Origin of the sequence: Pedobacter puniceum (genome assembly GCF_009674685.1) — a bacterium.
In the GTDB taxonomy this organism is placed as follows: Bacteria; Bacteroidota; Bacteroidia; order Sphingobacteriales; family Sphingobacteriaceae; genus Pseudopedobacter; species Pseudopedobacter puniceum.
Map to the genome: position 1 here is coordinate 282,085 of NZ_WKJI01000003.1, position 17,416 is coordinate 299,500.

Genomic DNA, 17,416 nt, shown 5'->3' on the forward strand with positions numbered 1-17,416 from the left:
ATTAAAAACAGTCTGTTGTTATAATGGAAGTTGCGTAGCAAATTCCTGAATTTCTGATTTTATGTTTTGTAGATAATCAATATCATCAAAACCGTTCATCATATTTTCTTTTTTGTATGAGCTAATATCGAAGCTTTCTTGCTCTCCGGTTGTAGTTAAAGTAATGGTTTGTGCCGGAAGATTAATTTCTAATTCTGTTTTAGGGTTTGCCGCAATAGCTTTAAATATTTTATCTAAAAACTCTGGACTAACCTGTACCGGTAAAACACCAATATTTAAACAGTTATTTTTAAAAATATCTGCAAAGAAGCTAGAAACAACCGCTCTAAAGCCATAATCGTAAACAGCCCAAGCAGCATGCTCTCTTGATGAACCTGAACCAAAGTTTTTACCACCTACTAAAATTTTACCGCTGTAAGTTGGGTTATTAAGTACAAAATCTGGTTTAGGAGTATTATCTGGATTATATCTCCAATCTCTAAATAGGTTATCACCAAAGCCTACACGTTCTGTAGCTTTTAAGAAACGAGCTGGTATAATTTGGTCAGTATCAACATTCTCTATAGAAAGTGGAACTGCACTGCTTTTTAATATGTTAAATTTATCGTATGCCATTTTATTTGTTTTTAGTTTATTGGTTTGTTAGTTTTTAGTTTGTTAGATTAAACTTAGCGAACCAACTAACAACCTAATCATCTAACCAACTAATTCTTCAATTAATTCTCTAGGGTCTGTTACTTTACCTGTAACCGCTGCCGCAGCTGCTACTAGTGGGCTTGCAAGCATGGTTCTAGAACCTGGTCCTTGACGGCCTTCAAAGTTTCTGTTTGATGTACTTACTGCATATTTACCTGCAGGAATTTTATCATCATTCATAGCTAAACAAGCAGAACAACCTGGTTGGCGTAGTGTAAAACCAGCCTCAGTTAAAATATCTAAAATACCTTCTTCTTTTATTTGAGACTCAACAATATGAGAGCCTGGTACTAACCAAACGGTTACATTTTCTGCTTTTTTTCTTCCTTTTACAACTGATGCAAAAGCTCTGAAATCTTCTATTCTACCATTAGTACAGCTTCCTACGAAAACATAATCAACAGGTTTGCCTATCATAGAATCGCCTTCATTGAAACCCATATAGTTTAAAGATTTTTCATAAGTTTCTACACCACCTTCTACTTGCTCAGCATCAGGGATTTGGTTAGAAATACCAATACCCATACCAGGGTTGGTACCATAAGTAATCATAGGTTCAATTTCAGAAGCATTATAAGCTAACTCTTTATCAAATACTGCATCAGCATCTGTTTTAAGGGTTTTCCAATATTCCATTGCTTTATCCCAAGCTGCACCTTTTGGTGTAAACTCACGACCTTGGATATAATTGAAAGTAGTTTCATCTGGAGCTATCATACCACCACGAGCACCCATTTCTATACTTAGGTTACATACGGTCATACGGCCTTCCATACTCATTTTCTCGAAAACTTCACCAGCATACTCCACAAAATAACCAGTGGCGCCAGAGGTAGTTAATTTAGAGATGATGAATAAAGCAACGTCTTTAGGCGTAACACCTTTGCTTAAAGTACCGTTGATGGTGATTCTCATTTTCTTTGGTTTTGGTTGCATGATACATTGTGTAGAAAGTACCATTTCTACTTCAGATGTACCTATACCAAAAGCGATAGCACCAAAAGCACCATGTGTGGAAGTATGCGAGTCGCCACAAACAATAGTTGCACCTGGTTGAGTAATACCGTACTCTGGTCCAACTACGTGAACAATACCATTTTTTTGATGACCTAAACCCCAGTGAGAAATACCATATTCTTTAGAGTTAGCCTCTAAAGCTTTCAGCTGATTAGCTGATAATGGATCTGCAACTGGTAAATGTTGGTTAATAGTAGGCGTGTTATGATCTGCCGTAGCAAAAGTACGTTCAGGATATAAAACTTTAATACCTCTGGTTTTTAATCCTAAGAAAGCTACCGGGCTAGTTACTTCATGGATTAAATGACGATCGATAAATAAAACATCCGGACCGCCTTCTATCTTGCGAACCACATGTTTATCCCACACTTTGTCAAACAATGTCTTGCTCATCTTATTATAATTTTATTTGTTTTCTAATCTTAAAGCCTTATCAATAATCTCGATAAGGCAAATTTAAATTTTATATAAATTTATTTATAGCATCTAAATAAGCATTTGCAGATGCTTTTACGATATCTGAACTGAAACCGTAACCTGCATAATATTTATCGCCATATTTTACCCTCATATTTACTTTACTAATATCATGGCTTCCACCATGTATCGCATCTATATGGAACTCTTTTAAAGTAACTTCTTTTTTAATGATGCTATCCATAGCTTTAATGGTCGCGTCTACCGGACCATTTCCTGATGCTACAGCTTCATATACTTTTTCATGAATTTCTAGCTTTACCATAGCGGTAGGAATTAATGGATCACCACACATCACCTGTAATAATTTTATGGTGATACCATCTTTATAGTTACGTTCTGTACCATCGCCCATTAAAAGTAATAAGTCGTCATCTTTGATTTCTTTTTTACTATCAGCAAGTACTAAAAAACGCTCGTAAACTTCATCTAAGTTTATTTTTTCTATAACATATCCTAAACGCTCTAAATGGTGTTTAAGCGCATGACGACCACTTCTTGCGGTTAAGATAATCTCTGATTGGTCTATACCCACATCTTCCGGATTGATGATTTCATAATTCTCTCTGAATTTTAAAACACCATCTTGATGGATACCCGAACTATGTGCAAATGCATTTTTACCAACAATAGCTTTGTTTGGCTGTACTGGCATACGCATCATACGACTAACCATTCCGCTTAGCTCATAGAATTTTTTGCTATTGATATTGGTATAATAACCTAATTGATGGGTTTTTAATATCATAGCAACTTCTTCTAAAGAAGTGTTACCGGCTCTTTCTCCAATACCATTTATAGTACATTCTACTTGGCGAGCTCCGTTTTGGATACCAGCAATAGAGTTTGCTGTTGCCAAACCTAAATCATTATGGCAGTGTACAGAAATTATAGCTTGATCTATATTTTTAACATTCTCTTTCAGGAAACGAATTTTAGAGCCATACTGGTCTGGTAAGCAATAGCCATTAGTATCTGGTATATTAACTACCGTAGCACCGGCTGCAATTACAGCCTCTATCATTTGTGCAAGAAAAACTACATCTGCTCTTCCAGCATCTTCTGCATAAAACTCAATATCTTCTACAAACTTTTTGGCATATTTTACTGCTGCAACACCACGCTCCAGAATATCTTCACGGGTACTGTTAAATTTGTATTTGATATGCATGTCTGATGCGCCAATTCCTGTATGTATTCTTGGTCTTTTGGCATGTTTTAAAGATTCTACAGCAGCATCAATATCCTTTGTATTGGCTCTTGTTAAAGCACAAATAATAGGATCTTTTACAGCTTTAGATAGCTCAACAACACTTTGGAAATCTCCTGGGCTTGAAATTGGGAAACCAGCCTCAATAACATCAACACCTAAGATTTCTAATTCTTTTGCAATCTCTATCTTTTCTGATGTTGTTAATTGACAACCAGGTACCTGTTCACCGTCTCTTAAAGTAGTGTCGAAAATGTAAATTCTATTCGGGTCGTGTAACATATTCTTTTGTTAGCTTCATTTACGCTTGTTTAAGGGGTAAATGAGTTCATTTTTTTATTCTTTTTATAATGATGGCTCAAAGTTTAATGCATAATCTTTAAGCTGTTTATATGCTTTATCTGTTTTTAAATCTTCTATCAGGATAACTTCTCCGTTCTCCAAAACAATCTTTTTTTCTAAGCAGTTGGGTAATTGAGATTCAAAATGACCAACGTAAATTAAAGTCATACCATTACTGCAAAGCTCATCTACCAATTGGTTAAAATGTTTGGTTTGTTGTTTATCTAAACCTTGGCAAGGCTCATCCAGAATAAGTAATTCTGGGTTTTTAATGATGGTTCTAGCCAGTAAAACCAATCTTTGTGTACCTAAAGGCAAGGTGTTTAAAAGTCTGTTTTTTTCTTCGGTTAAACCAAAATATTCAACTAACTCATCTACTAAAATACTTTTAGAATAAGGGAGCTGTCTAAATAAACCTACCGAGTCATAAAGGCCAGAAGCAATACTTTCCCATACCGTAGCTGATGCATCAAAATACCAATGAAATTCTGGAGAAATTAAGCCAATATGTTGTTTAATATCCCAGATACTTTCTCCGCTACCTCTTTTATTACCAAATAAATACAAGGTATTGGCATAAGATTGTGGATGATCTCCGTTTATTAAGCTTAATAAAGTTGATTTACCAGAACCATTATGTCCTTGTAGCAGCCATTTTTCACCAGCTTTAACTTCCCAGTTGATATTTTTTAGCACTTGTTTTTCTCCATAACTAATTTGGATGTTCTCCATTTTAGCTATTTGCTGCGAGCTATAAACAGGCGATGTTCTTAAAAAAGCTGGTATTGTTTTATTTTCCCTTAGAGGGATGAATTGCTGTAAATCAGTTTTTGTATTTACGGCTACCAATTTTTTGTTTACAATGGTAGCAAAACGATTGATAGACGATGGTAAATCATCATCATTACTGATTAAGATTAACGTTACCCCTGCCGATGCAGTTTCATCTAAAAGAAGATTTAGGTTTTTTCTCGATTTTAAATCTAAACCTGTATAAGGTTGGTCTATAATAAGCACTTGAGGTTTTAACCACAAAGCTTTAACCAGTTGTAATTTTTTATGCTCGCCACTAGAAAGCTCTATAAGTTGCGAGTTTTGTAAAGATGTAAAGTCTAATCTATTTAAGATAGGTTCAACATCAGCAATATTTAAGTGATATTCTTTAGCGTAATAAGCTAGTTCTGCTTTTACAGTTAAAGTTTCTTTAGCCTGTTGGCTTGTATAGCGTTGCTGATAGTAAAAATTAGCAACACCTTCTAAATTTTTAAATTGATACCAGCTTTCTACAAACAAAACTTTTGCGGGTAATTTACTTGTATCGTTAAAAGTGATTTTGATGTTTCCAGATGCAGGTAATAAGCCAGCTATAACTTTGCCTAAGGACGTTTTTCCGTTGCCACTATTCCCGCCTAATAACCAGTTTTCTCCAGAAAGGATAGTCCAATTCAAATCTGATAACACCAGCATTTGCTGATATTGCAAGTTTAAATTGTTGATATGGACGACTGGTTGTGACATAAATTTAACCCTTAAAATCTCCTCTCCATTGAGAGAGGAGATTTGGGTATTTTCCTTATATTATTTACTTAAGCAGTTTTAATAGCTTTCATAGCTGTCATTGCTTTACGCAATTTTACACCTACAACTTCTACTTGGTGGCTACGTAAAATTTCATTGATTTCTACTAATCTTCTGTTATCTACAGAACCATCTTTTCCTTCGTTAAAGTTTTTACCTACTAAGTCTGTATCAACTTTCTTCATGAAATCGGCTAATAAAGGCTTACAAGCTTGGTCAAATAAATAGCAACCGTACTCAGCAGTATCAGAAATTACACGGTTCATTTCGAATAATTTTTTACGAGCAATGGTATTTGCAATCAGCGGAGTTTCGTGTAAAGACTCATAATAAGCAGATTCCGGTTTAATACCAGCCTCAACCATAGTTTCAAAAGCCAATTCAACACCTGCTCTAACAAAAGCAACCATTAATAAATAGTTATCAAAGTATTCTTGCTCGCCAATTTTAACATCTCCGGCAGGAGTTTTTTCAAAGGCAGTTTCACCTGTCTCTGCTCTCCAAGCTAATAAGTTTTTGTCTCCATTTGCCCAATCTTCCATCATGATACGGCTAAACTCGCCACTCATAATATCATCTTGGTGCTTTTGGAATAAAGGACGCATAATGTCTTTTAACTCTTCAGAAACTTCAAAAGCTTTAATTTTAGCAACATTACTTAAACGATCCATCATACCAGAAACGCCACCATGTTTTAAAGCTTCAGTGATAACTTCAACACCATATTGTACCAATTTAGAAGCATAACCAGCATCAATACCTTTTTCAATCATTTTATCAAAAGAAAGAATAGAACCAGTTTGTAACAAACCACAAAGTATAGTTTGCTCGCCCATTAAATCTGATTTTACTTCAGCAACAAAAGATGATTTTAATACACCAGCTCTGTGGCCGCCAGTACCTACACAATAAGCTTTTGCTTGTGCTAAACCTTTTCCTTCCGGATCATTTTCTGGGTGCACTGCGATTAAAGTAGGTACTCCAAAACCTCTTACATATTCTGCTCTTACCTCGCTACCAGGGCATTTAGGTGCCACCATAATAACGGTAATATCTTTACGGATTTGCATGCCTTCTTCAACAATGTTAAAACCGTGAGAATATAATAGGGTAGAACCTTGTTTCATTAAAGGCATAATAGCATTAACAACAGCAGTATGTTGCTTGTCTGGTGTAAGGTTAACTACTACATCTGCAGAAGGAATTAATTCTTCGTAAGTACCAACTTTAAAGTTGTTTTCTGTAGCATTTTTCCATGAATCACGTTTACCTTCAATTGCTTCTTTACGTAAGGTATAGCTTACATCTAAGCCGCTATCTCTTAAATTTAAACCTTGGTTTAAGCCTTGTGCACCGCAACCTACAACTACAATCTTTTTCCCTTTTAAAGCATTTACTCCATCTGCAAACTCTGCATTATCCATGAATTCACAAACGCCTAATTGGTTTAGTTTTTCTCTAAGGGGTAAAGTATTAAAATAATTTGCCATTGTTTTTTGTTTTTATGTCCGAAGTTGGAAGTCTGTAGACTAGAGCCAAATTCGTTCTTTATATATGTTTGTTTATTGTTTCTATTTTTTTAATTAATTCTTATGACTTTAGTCTTCTGACCTCGGTCTGCCGACGTTAAACTACATCGTAAAGACCTTATCGCCATTGTTCAGGTATTCATTCTCTGCAGCTGGCTCTCCTGGTTCGCGATTTTCAAATTGTTTAAGTTTGGTATGGAAACCATCGCTAGCTTTTATAATAGCTACACGGGCACTTCTTACAAACTCTATTAAACCATATTGTTGCAATACAACCACTAAAGCATCAGTTTCTTCTCTATGTCCAGTAGTTTCAAAAACGGTGTAATCTTTACGGATAACCACGGCTCTTGCACCATATTCACGTAATAAACGCTCTACACTAACATGCTCTGCAATAATTTCTGTAGGTACTTTGTAAAGTGCAAGCTCTTGCCAGATAACATCTTCATTGGTATTGTAGTATACTTTTAATACTTCAACTTGCTTTTCTAACTGACGAGCAACTTTTCTTACCACCTCTTCTGTTTCGTTTATCACGATGTTAAAACGGTGAATACTTTCTACCTCTGAAGGGGATGTATTTAAGCTTTCAATATTCAGTTTTCTTCTACTAAATATAATTGCTATCCTGCTCAGTAAACCAACCTGGTTTTCGGTATAAACAGTGATGTTAAATTCCTTCTTTTCTAATTTTGATTCCATGATTTTTTAAATTGAAGGTTTACTTAAGCCTGATTTCACTAACGCTACAGCCTTGTGGAACCATAGGGAATACATTATTTTCTTTAGTTACCATAACTTCTAAAAGGTATGAGCCCTTATGATCAAGCATAGTTTTTAAAGCGTCTTTTAGTTCTGTTCTTTCAGATATTTTTTTACCGTCTATGTAATAGCTTTTTGCAAGAGCTACAAAATCCGGACTGGTAATATCAACAAAAGAATATCTTCTATCGTGGAAAAGCTCTTGCCATTGTCTTACCATCCCTAAGAACTGATTATTTAAAATCATGATTTTTACATCAATACCACTTTGCATAATAGTACCTAGTTCTTGTAAAGTCATTTGGAAACCACCGTCACCAATAACAGCTACTACTGTTTTATTGGGTGCGCCAAACTTAGCTCCAATAGCTGCGGGTAAAGCAAAGCCCATGGTACCTAAGCCACCGCTAGTGATATTACTTCTGGTATGGTTAAATTTAGCATAACGGCAAGCTACCATTTGGTGCTGACCAACATCTGTTACAATAACAGCATCTCCGTTAGTTAATTGGTTAAGCTGATTGATGACTTCGCCCATGGTTAACTCTCCAGATTGAGGGTTAATTTCAGCATCAATACACTGAGCAAATTCTTCTTTAGAATAATTATTAAACTTAGCTAACCATTCTTCGTGTTTGTTTTCTTTAACTAAGACAGTTAATAAAGGTAAAGTTTCTTTGCAATCTCCCCATACCGGAACATGAGCTTTCACATTCTTATCAATCTCGGCAGGGTCTATATCTAAATGAATAACCTTAGCTTGTTTAGCATATTTGTCTAAACGGCCGGTAACACGGTCATCAAAGCGCATCCCAATCGCAATTAAAACATCGCACTCATTGGTTAAAACATTTGGGCCGTAATTACCATGCATACCCAACATACCTACGTTTAGAGGGTGATCTGTAGGTATAGCACCAGCTCCTAAAATTGTCCAAGCAGCAGGAATACCTGTTTTCTCAACAAAAGCTTTAAACTCTTGTTCTGCGTTACCTAATAGAACACCTTGTCCAAATAAAACAAAAGGTCTTTTAGCATCATTGATTAAAGCTGCGGCTTGTTCTATATAATTATTTCTAATAATAGGAGTTGGACGATAACTTCTTATATGGTCGCATTTTTGGTAACCTTTATAAGCTGCCAATTGTAGTTGAGCATTTTTAGTAATATCAATAAGCACTGGTCCTGGTCTGCCTGTTTTAGCAATATGGAAAGCCTTGGCTAACACTTCAGCAATTTCAGATGCATCAGTTACTTGGTAATTCCATTTAGTAACAGGTGTTGTGATATTAATAACATCAGTTTCTTGGAAAGCATCAGTACCTAAAAGATGTGCAAATACTTGTCCTGTGATGCACACCATTGGAGTACTATCAATTTGAGCATCGGCTAAACCTGTAATTAAGTTGGTAGCACCTGGTCCGCTAGTGGCAAACACAACACCTACTTTCCCTGATGTACGGGCATAACCTTGAGCAGCATGTGTTGCACCTTGCTCATGCCTAACTAGAATATGTTTTAATTGATCTTGATAATCATATAAAGCATCGTAAATAGGCATAATCGCTCCACCAGGATATCCAAAAATGGTATCAACACCTTCGGCAATTAAACCGTTTAATAAAATTTCTGAGCCTTTAAGCTGTTCCACAGTGGTTGCTGTCTCTTCTTCAGAACTCATCAGTAACGCATCCTTCTGTTGCATTTTTTACAAGTTTAAAATATTTATACAATACCCCGCTTTTTACCGGAGGCTCTGGTTGTGTCCATTTTGATTTTCTTGCAGCTAATTCTTCATCAGACAGCATTACATTAATGGTATTTTTAGTAGCATCAATCTCTATAATGTCATCATCATTAATTAAAGCGATATTACCTCCTTCAAATGCTTCAGGTACAATATGGCCTACTACAAAACCATGTGTACCTCCAGAAAATCTACCATCAGTAATTAATGCTACTGAAGAACCTAAGCCTGCGCCAAAAATGGCAGAAGTAGGTTTTAACATTTCAGGCATACCTGGTCCGCCTTTTGGACCTACATAACGAATTACCACTACATCTCCTGCCTTTACTTTTCCTGAAGAAATACCATCAATAAGTGCAGATTCACCATTGAAAACTCTTGCTGGTCCAGAGAAACGTTCACCTTCTTTACCTGATATTTTAGCAACACTGCCTTGAGTTGCAATATTGCCATATAGCATTTGTAAGTGGCCTGTAGTTTTGATAGGATTTTCTATAGGGAAAATAACTTTTTGAGCATCAAAATCAAGGTCTTTAGCTTCTGCAACGTTCTCAGCAACAGTTTTTCCTGTAACAGTTAAACAATCACCATGTATCAAACCTTTCTTTAAAAGATATTTCATAACAGCAGGTGTTCCACCTAACTCATGAACATCTTCCATCATATATTTTCCGCTAGGTTTTAAATCTGCAATTACTGGTACGCTATCGCTGATGTCTTGGAAATCTTTCATGCTTAACTCTATACCTACAGATCTTGCCATAGCAATCATATGTAAAACAGCGTTGGTAGAGCCACCCATCACCATAATAACAACCATAGCGTTATGGAAAGCTTTACGAGTCATGATATCACGCGGTTTGATATCTTTCTCCATTAAAATTCTGATGAATTTACCAGCTTCTAAACATTCATCTTTTTTCTCTTGGCTTAAAGCCGGATTAGATGAACTGTAAGGTAAACTCATACCTAAAGCTTCAATAGCAGAAGACATGGTATTAGCAGTATACATACCACCACAAGCACCAGCACCTGGGCAAGAATGTTCTATAATACCTTGATAATCTTCTTCGCTAAGGTTACCAGCAATTTTTTGCCCTAAAGCCTCAAACGCCGATACAATATTTAAAGATTGTCCTTTATAATTTCCAGAGTGTATAGTACCACCATACACCATAATAGATGGTCTGTTTAATCTTCCCATTGCAATGATTGCGCCTGGCATATTTTTATCACAACCAGGTAAAGCTATTAAAGCATCATAATAATGGCCACCGCAAACAGTTTCTATAGAATCTGCAATCACATCTCTAGAAACCAAAGAAAAACGCATCCCATCAGTACCATTAGTAATACCATCGCTAATACCAATAGTATGGAATTTTAAACCTACAAGATTATTATTCCAGACGCCTTTTTTTACAATATCTGCTAAATCATTAAGGTGCATGTTACAAGTGTTACCATCATAACCCATGCTGGCAATACCTACTTGTGCTTTTGCTAAATCTTCTCTTGTTAAGCCAATTCCATAAAGCATTGCTTGTGAGGCAGGCTGTGTCTCATCTTGCGTAATAGTCTTACTATACTTGTTTAATTCCATTATATTATTACTTCGAAACTTAATTTATCTAATACTAAATTTTTATAGGCTCTTTGTATGGTTGCGCCAAGCGAGTCTTTAAAAGGTGTTTTAAAAGGAACATCGTCTAAAGACGCAATACCAACAACTTCTATAGCTGTACTGCATAAAAATGCGCTATTGGCATTTTTTAATTCTTCAACAGAAATAGATTTTTCTATAACTTCTATATCTAATTGCTTGGCAATTTTAATGATGGTGGCTCTAGTAATACCTGGTAAAATATAGGCTGAGATTTCTGGAGTATATAATTTACCGTTTTTCTCGATAAAGATATTTGCACCAGGTGCTTCTGCAATATATCCTCTAGCATCTAGCTGTATAGCATCATCATATCCGTTTTGTGCTGCGTCTGTGGTTGCTAAAATAGAGTTGATATAATTACCTGTAAGTTTTGCGTCTACTGGTACTGATTTAGGATTTGGTCTTTCAAACCTAGAAATACAAGTATTTAATGATTTGTTGGCGTCATAATAATCCCAATGCCAAGCCATAATCGTAATCTCTGACTGCTTATTCACTTTTAAATCCATGCCTGTTCCGCATGTGACAAGAGGTCTTAAATAAGCGTTCTTTAACCTGTTTTTATGTAAAACTTTGTATGAAACTTCTATCAATTCTTCTAAATCCCACTGAAAAGGAATATTTACTTTTTCGCAAGATCGTTGAAGACGCTCAAAATGTTCACGAGCTTTAAAAAGCTTTACGCCATTATTAGTTTGATAAGATCTAATACCCTCAAAAGCTCCAAATCCATAATGAACGGTTTGGCTGAAAATATCTATACCTGCATGTTCTGCCTGGATAAATTCTCCATTTTGGTATATAATTGTTTTCATTTTACTGTTGTGGGTTTAAATGATAAAAAAAAAGCCTTCTTTATTGGAAGGCATTTTTAATTTTTATGTAGCTAATTAAAACATGCCTTCGACTGCATACCTAGTAAAATAGGTAAGAAAATAATGACTGTTAGAATAGCTGTTAAAATCATATTTATACTTTGCTTTTAATCAATTTTAATCTTCTCAAGGTAAGGCATGTAATATTTAATGTCAAGAGTAAATCATGAAAAAGGTTAAAAAAAATATTATTTCATAAAACATGTTCAAACAGAATAATATTTGCTCTTTAAACATCAAACCGTTATAAATTTCATAATTTTTGAACCAAAAATGAAAATGGTATTTAGTATAAAACAATCGAATACTATGCAAGCATTGTATTTTAAGTACTAAATCTTCCTGAAATGTCGGTTAGGCTATAAAAATTTAAAATTTTGGTCAAAAAAAAACCGATGATTATATCATCGGTTTTTATATTTTCAGAAAGCTTTGTTTAGCTTCCTATTACTCCTTCTGCAAGAACAATTATTTTATTATCAATAACTTCTATTGCTCCACCGTTAATGATAAGCTTTTCAGTCTTGCTTGCAGTTCTGATGATAACCTGTCCTTTTTCTAAAGTAGAAATAATAGGAGCGTGGTTATTTAGTACTTCAAAAGATCCCATGGTTCCTGGTACAGTTACAGATGTAACTTCGCCATCAAATACTTTTTTATCTGGAGTTAATATTTCTAAGTTCATATTTATCGTATTGCGTATTTAGTATAGCGTAATGCGATTTACTCAATACGCTATAAGCAAATCTCAATTCTTATGCGTTTGCTTCAGCTAATAATTTTTTACCTTTTTCAACAGCATCTTCTATACTGCCTACAAGGTTAAATGCTGCTTCAGGATACTCATCAACTTCTCCATCCATAATCATGTTAAAGCCTTTGATAGTATCTTTAATGTCAACTAAAACACCTTTTAAACCAGTAAATTGCTCAGCAACGTGGAAAGGTTGAGATAAGAAACGTTGAACTCTTCTTGCTCTAGCTACAGTTAATTTATCTTCTTCAGATAACTCATCCATACCTAAAATAGCAATGATATCTTGTAATTCTTTATAACGTTGTAAGATTTCTTTTACTCTTTGTGCGCAAGAGTAATGTTCTTCACCAACTACAGCTGGAGTTAAAATTCTTGAAGTAGAATCTAATGGATCTACAGCAGGGTAAATACCTAACTCAGCAATTTTACGTGAAAGTACGGTTGTAGCATCAAGGTGAGCAAAAGTTGTAGCCGGAGCAGGGTCAGTTAAGTCATCCGCAGGTACGTATACTGCTTGTACAGATGTAATAGATCCTCTTTTTGTTGAAGTAATACGCTCTTGCATAGTACCCATCTCGGTTGCTAATGTTGGTTGGTAACCTACCGCAGAAGGCATACGACCTAATAATGCTGATACCTCAGAACCTGCTTGAGTGAAACGGAAGATATTATCAATGAAGAAAAGAATATCTTTTCCTTGTCCATCACCTTCACCATCACGGTAGTATTCTGCTATAGTTAATCCTGATAAAGCTACACGAGCTCTAGCACCAGGAGGCTCATTCATCTGTCCGAAAACGAAAGTAGCTTTAGAGTCTTTCATTTCTTCTTTATCAATTTTTGATAAATCCCATCCACCTTCTTCCATAGAGTGTTTGAAAGCATCACCATATTTAATGATACCAGCTTCAATCATCTCACGTAAAAGGTCATTACCTTCACGAGTACGTTCACCTACACCAGCAAATACTGATAAACCGTCATAAGCTTTTGCAATGTTGTTAATTAATTCCTGAATTAATACTGTTTTACCAACACCAGCACCACCAAATAAACCAATTTTACCACCTTTTGCGTAAGGCTCTAACAAATCAATTACTTTAATACCAGTAAATAAGATTTCATTTTCTGTAGAAAGATCTTCAAATTTTGGAGGTAAGTTATGGATAGATTTTCCATTAGTTTTATCGATATCTTCGATACCATCGATAGCATCACCAACAACATTGAATACACGACCTTTAATACCTTCACCTATTGGCATTTTAATAGGAGCTCCGGTGTCAGTAACATCCATACCTCTTACTAAACCGTCTGTAGAATCCATTGCAATGGCTCTAACTCTGTCTTCGCCTAAATGCTGTTGTACCTCTAAAATGATTTTTTGACCATTTTCTTTACGGATTTCTAAAGCATCGTAAATTTTCGGCAGGTTGGCATCCTCGGCTGAGAAACTAACGTCTACAACTGGTCCGATGATTTGTGCTATTTTTCCAATGTTTGGCATATCGAAATTTAATTATGTATCAGTGAGATATAAATCTCTATCAATTGAATTTTTGAGTGGGGCAAAATTACTTTTTATTCATCAAAATACAAATATATGTATACAAAATGTTTTTTAAGAGAATTGGTGTTTGTGTTTTGTGTTATAAGTGTCTGTTTTTCAGTTGTTTATTTATGTTTTGCTTTTTGTGCTTTTTAAGATTTTTCTTGCTAAAAGTTTCTTTTTTGAAATCCTATTGATATTCTGAAATTTAGGCGTAAATTTTTCTTAAAAAAAAATAGGAATGAATCTAAAAATTTGTTATGCTTGCATAATAAAGAAAAAAGATAAGCTCATCTTGTCTTAACCAATTAACTTAAATTAATTTAAAATGAAATTTAAATACGCATTTAAATGGGCTTTTGCGGCTGTAATTTTGGTTGCATCGGCCTGCAAGAAAGAGGATGATGCTGTAGTTGTTCCGAGTTCTGGAAGTGCAGACTTTACAAGGTATATTTCAATAGGGAACTCATTAACAGCTGGTTTTGCAGATGGAGGGTTATACTTAAGTGGTCAAATGAACTCTTTTCCTTACATTCTTTCGCAGCAAATGAAGCTGGCTGGAGGAGGTGAGTTTGCCCAACCTTGGTTCTCGGTAAGTCAGAAAAATGGAACTGGATATGTAAGATATGGGGGCTTAACTTCTGCTGGTACTCCCAACCTAATACCTGTTACAACAGAATTGGCTGTAAGAGGAGTAGCTACAATACCAGGTTTTGGTAATGTTACACTTTATACCAAGCATACAGGTCCTTTAAATAATTACGGTGTACCTGGTATAAAGTTAAGAGACATAAAATTAAGTGTTTATGGTAATGTAAATGGTTACTTTGAAAGATTATTACCTGGTAATGCTGGAAGTAATACAACTACTTATTTAGATTTTGTGACAGCAACACCTTTTACCTTTTTTACCAATTGGCTAGGTAATAATGATGCTTTAGGATATGCAACTAGTGGTGGTGTTGGTGATGTTTTAACACCTACAGCAGATTTTACTACTATGTATACAGAACTAATTAACAGATTAACAGCTACCGGCGCAAAAGGTGTAGTAGCAACTGTTCCAGATGTTTCTGTTATACCATTTTTTAATACGGTAACCATTGCGGCAATTTTGTCTAATGTTCAAAAAAATGCGCCTACAGTAACATCAATTTTTATCCAAACCGCGGGCGGAGCAAGAGTTGCAACAGCAGAAGATTTGGTTGTTTTAAATTTTCCAACATCTTTAATGGGAGTGCCAAATTCTAATATGCTTCCTTATGGTTTACACCCAGGTAATCCAATAGAGAGTAAATACATCTTAGATAAAGATGAAGTTGCTAATGTTAGAGCAGCAATAACAAGTTACAATAACACCATTAAAACAGTTGCTAATTCTAAAGGCTTGGCTGTTTTTGATGCTAATGAGTATCTAAATAAATTTAAAGGAGCAGGTACTACTGTTGATGGACTTACCTTTACTACAGCTTATATCAGTGGGAAAATATTCTCTTTAGATGGTATTCACCTTACTCCAATGGGTAATGCAGTAGTTGCTAATGAGTTTATCAATGTTATCAATGCAAAATACAATGCTACCTTACCAAAGGTTTATTTAGGGAATTATAGTTTCTTAAGATTTTAATTAATGTTTTTGTAAGCTTTTTGTTAAAGCCTTTAAGACGTTAAAAGGATAGCTAAATCAGCTATCCTTTTTTTGTTTTAAAAATTAAATCTTAAAATGGTTTTTCATATAAAAGAAGTATTTTCGAGCGATGAAAAAGATTTTAGTCACAGGTAGTAATGGCTTGCTAGGACAAAAAATAACCGAAAGAATTTTAGCTCAACAAGATTTTGAATTAATTGCTACATCAAAAGGAAAAAATAGATACACTATAAAAGAAGGTTATACTTATGCCGAGATGGATATCACCAACCAAGACAGTATTGATGAAGTTGTAGGTAGATATAAACCAGATGTCATTATTCATACTGCTGCAATGACTAATGTAGATACTTGTGAAAATGAAAAGGAACTTTGTTGGTTGCTTAATGTTACAGCAGTGGATTACTTAATTAAAGCATGTAAAAAACATCAAATCCAACTGATACATCTCTCAACAGACTTTATATTTGATGGTGAAGATGGTCCTTATACAGAAGAAGATAAAGCTAATCCGGTTTCTTATTATGGAGAATCTAAATGGGCAGCAGAAAAGCTTTTAATGCAGTCTGATATTCATTACACAATTTTAAGAACTATTATTGTATATGGTATTGTTAACGATATGAGTCGTAGTAATATCGTACTTTGGGCAAAGGGGGCGCTAGAAAAAGGCATGCCAATCAATATTGTTAACGACCAGTGGAGAATGCCTACACTAGCCGAAGATTTAGCAGAAATTTGTTTGTTGGCTGCTGAAAGAGGTGCTAAAGGTGTTTATAATGCTTCTGGAAAGGATATGATGAGTATTATGGAGCTTGTAGAACAAGTAGCTGATTTTTATAATTTAGATAAAAGCTTAATCAAGCCTATTAGCTCTGATTCCTTAAATCAGGCTGCTAAAAGACCAAAAAAGACTGGATTTATTTTAGATAAGTCTATTAAAGAGTTGGGTTATCAACCTCGCTCTTTTAAAGAAGGTTTAGAAATTATGGATAAGCAGTTAAAACAAAGATGACTTTTTAGAAGTTAAAAATGAGGTTTGAAAATCAATCATTCAATAAATAAACATTCAATCAATAAATATTATGGCATTACAAGTAGGAGAACAAGCACCAGATTTTACTTTGTTTAATTCTGAGCTTAAAGAAGTAAGTTTAAAAGATTTTGCAGGAAAAAAAGTGATTATCCACTTTTTTCCGATGGCGTTTACAGGAGTTTGTACTACGCAATTATGTACTTTGAGAGATAATTTTGGCTTTTATGAAGGTTTAAATGCTCAAGTATTAGGGATTTCAGTAGACTCTCCTTTTACATTAGCTAAATTTAAAGAAGATAATAATTATCAATTTCCATTACTATCAGATTTCAACAAAGAAGTTTCAAAAGCATTTGGAGCTTATTATGATGAGTTTGTATTTAATTTAAAAGGTGTTTCTAAAAGGGCAGCATTTGTAATTGATGAAAATCAGAAGGTAATTTATGCGGAAGTATTAGAATCTGCTGGAGATTTACCAAATTTCAAAGCAATTGACGATATTGTCAAATAATTAAATTTAAAAA

Annotated in this window: 14 protein-coding genes; 3 read left to right on the forward strand and 11 right to left on the reverse strand. The window is 34.7% G+C overall.

Features of this window, described 5'->3' with window-relative positions:
- Positions 1–18: 18 nt before the first annotated feature.
- The 11 genes from leuD to atpD form a co-directional block, all read right to left on the reverse strand.
- On the reverse strand, positions 19–615 hold the full coding sequence (leuD, locus tag GJJ64_RS12610) for a 3-isopropylmalate dehydratase small subunit (protein WP_154288137.1): 597 nt from the start codon (positions 613–615) through the stop codon (positions 19–21).
- A gap of 81 nt (positions 616–696) precedes the next feature.
- Entirely contained in the window at positions 697–2,106 is a 1,410-nt protein-coding gene (gene leuC / locus GJJ64_RS12615) for a 3-isopropylmalate dehydratase large subunit (RefSeq protein WP_154288138.1), read from the reverse strand.
- A gap of 70 nt (positions 2,107–2,176) precedes the next feature.
- Positions 2,177–3,682, reverse strand: coding sequence for a 2-isopropylmalate synthase (locus GJJ64_RS12620; RefSeq protein ID WP_154288139.1), 1,506 nt, complete (start codon positions 3,680–3,682; stop codon positions 2,177–2,179).
- A 63-nt stretch (positions 3,683–3,745) separates the two neighbouring features.
- Positions 3,746–5,260: an ATP-binding cassette domain-containing protein gene (locus tag GJJ64_RS12625; protein ID WP_154288140.1), complete on the reverse strand. Its 1,515-nt coding sequence runs from the start codon at positions 5,258–5,260 to the stop codon at positions 3,746–3,748.
- A 68-nt stretch (positions 5,261–5,328) separates the two neighbouring features.
- Positions 5,329–6,810 (reverse strand): ketol-acid reductoisomerase, encoded by a 1,482-nt coding sequence (gene ilvC, locus GJJ64_RS12630; RefSeq protein WP_026903844.1) that lies wholly within the window; start codon positions 6,808–6,810, stop codon positions 5,329–5,331.
- Positions 6,811–6,951: 141 nt separating this feature from the next.
- Positions 6,952–7,554, reverse strand: a complete 603-nt coding sequence (gene ilvN, locus GJJ64_RS12635; protein WP_026903843.1) for an acetolactate synthase small subunit — start codon at positions 7,552–7,554, stop codon at positions 6,952–6,954.
- Positions 7,555–7,573: 19 nt separating this feature from the next.
- Positions 7,574–9,295 carry a biosynthetic-type acetolactate synthase large subunit gene (ilvB, locus tag GJJ64_RS12640; RefSeq protein WP_229655544.1) on the reverse strand — a complete coding sequence of 574 codons (1,722 nt, stop codon included), beginning with the start codon at positions 9,293–9,295 and terminating at the stop codon, positions 7,574–7,576.
- Complete coding sequence (gene ilvD, locus GJJ64_RS12645) at positions 9,285–10,964, reverse strand: dihydroxy-acid dehydratase (protein WP_154288142.1); 1,680 nt, start codon at positions 10,962–10,964, stop codon at positions 9,285–9,287. Before ilvD ends, ilvB begins: the two co-directional genes overlap by 11 nt.
- Complete coding sequence (locus tag GJJ64_RS12650) at positions 10,964–11,842, reverse strand: branched-chain amino acid transaminase (RefSeq protein ID WP_154288143.1); 879 nt, start codon at positions 11,840–11,842, stop codon at positions 10,964–10,966. Before GJJ64_RS12650 ends, ilvD begins: the two co-directional genes overlap by 1 nt.
- Positions 11,843–12,338: 496 nt before the next feature.
- Positions 12,339–12,587 (reverse strand): ATP synthase F1 subunit epsilon, encoded by a 249-nt coding sequence (gene atpC, locus GJJ64_RS12655; RefSeq protein WP_154288144.1) that lies wholly within the window; start codon positions 12,585–12,587, stop codon positions 12,339–12,341.
- Positions 12,588–12,657: 70 nt separating this feature from the next.
- Complete coding sequence (gene atpD / locus GJJ64_RS12660) at positions 12,658–14,166, reverse strand: F0F1 ATP synthase subunit beta (RefSeq protein ID WP_154288145.1); 1,509 nt, start codon at positions 14,164–14,166, stop codon at positions 12,658–12,660.
- A 370-nt stretch (positions 14,167–14,536) separates the two neighbouring features.
- Between atpD and GJJ64_RS12665 the strand changes: the two genes are divergently transcribed.
- From GJJ64_RS12665 to GJJ64_RS12675, 3 genes are all read left to right on the forward strand, one after another.
- Entirely contained in the window at positions 14,537–15,835 is a 1,299-nt protein-coding gene (locus GJJ64_RS12665; RefSeq protein WP_154288146.1) for an SGNH/GDSL hydrolase family protein, read from the forward strand.
- 130 nt (positions 15,836–15,965) lie between these two features.
- Positions 15,966–16,871 carry an SDR family oxidoreductase gene (locus GJJ64_RS12670; protein ID WP_154288147.1) on the forward strand — a complete coding sequence of 302 codons (906 nt, stop codon included), beginning with the start codon at positions 15,966–15,968 and terminating at the stop codon, positions 16,869–16,871.
- A 70-nt stretch (positions 16,872–16,941) separates the two neighbouring features.
- Entirely contained in the window at positions 16,942–17,403 is a 462-nt protein-coding gene (locus GJJ64_RS12675) for a redoxin domain-containing protein (RefSeq protein WP_154288148.1), read from the forward strand.
- Positions 17,404–17,416 lie beyond the last annotated feature (13 nt).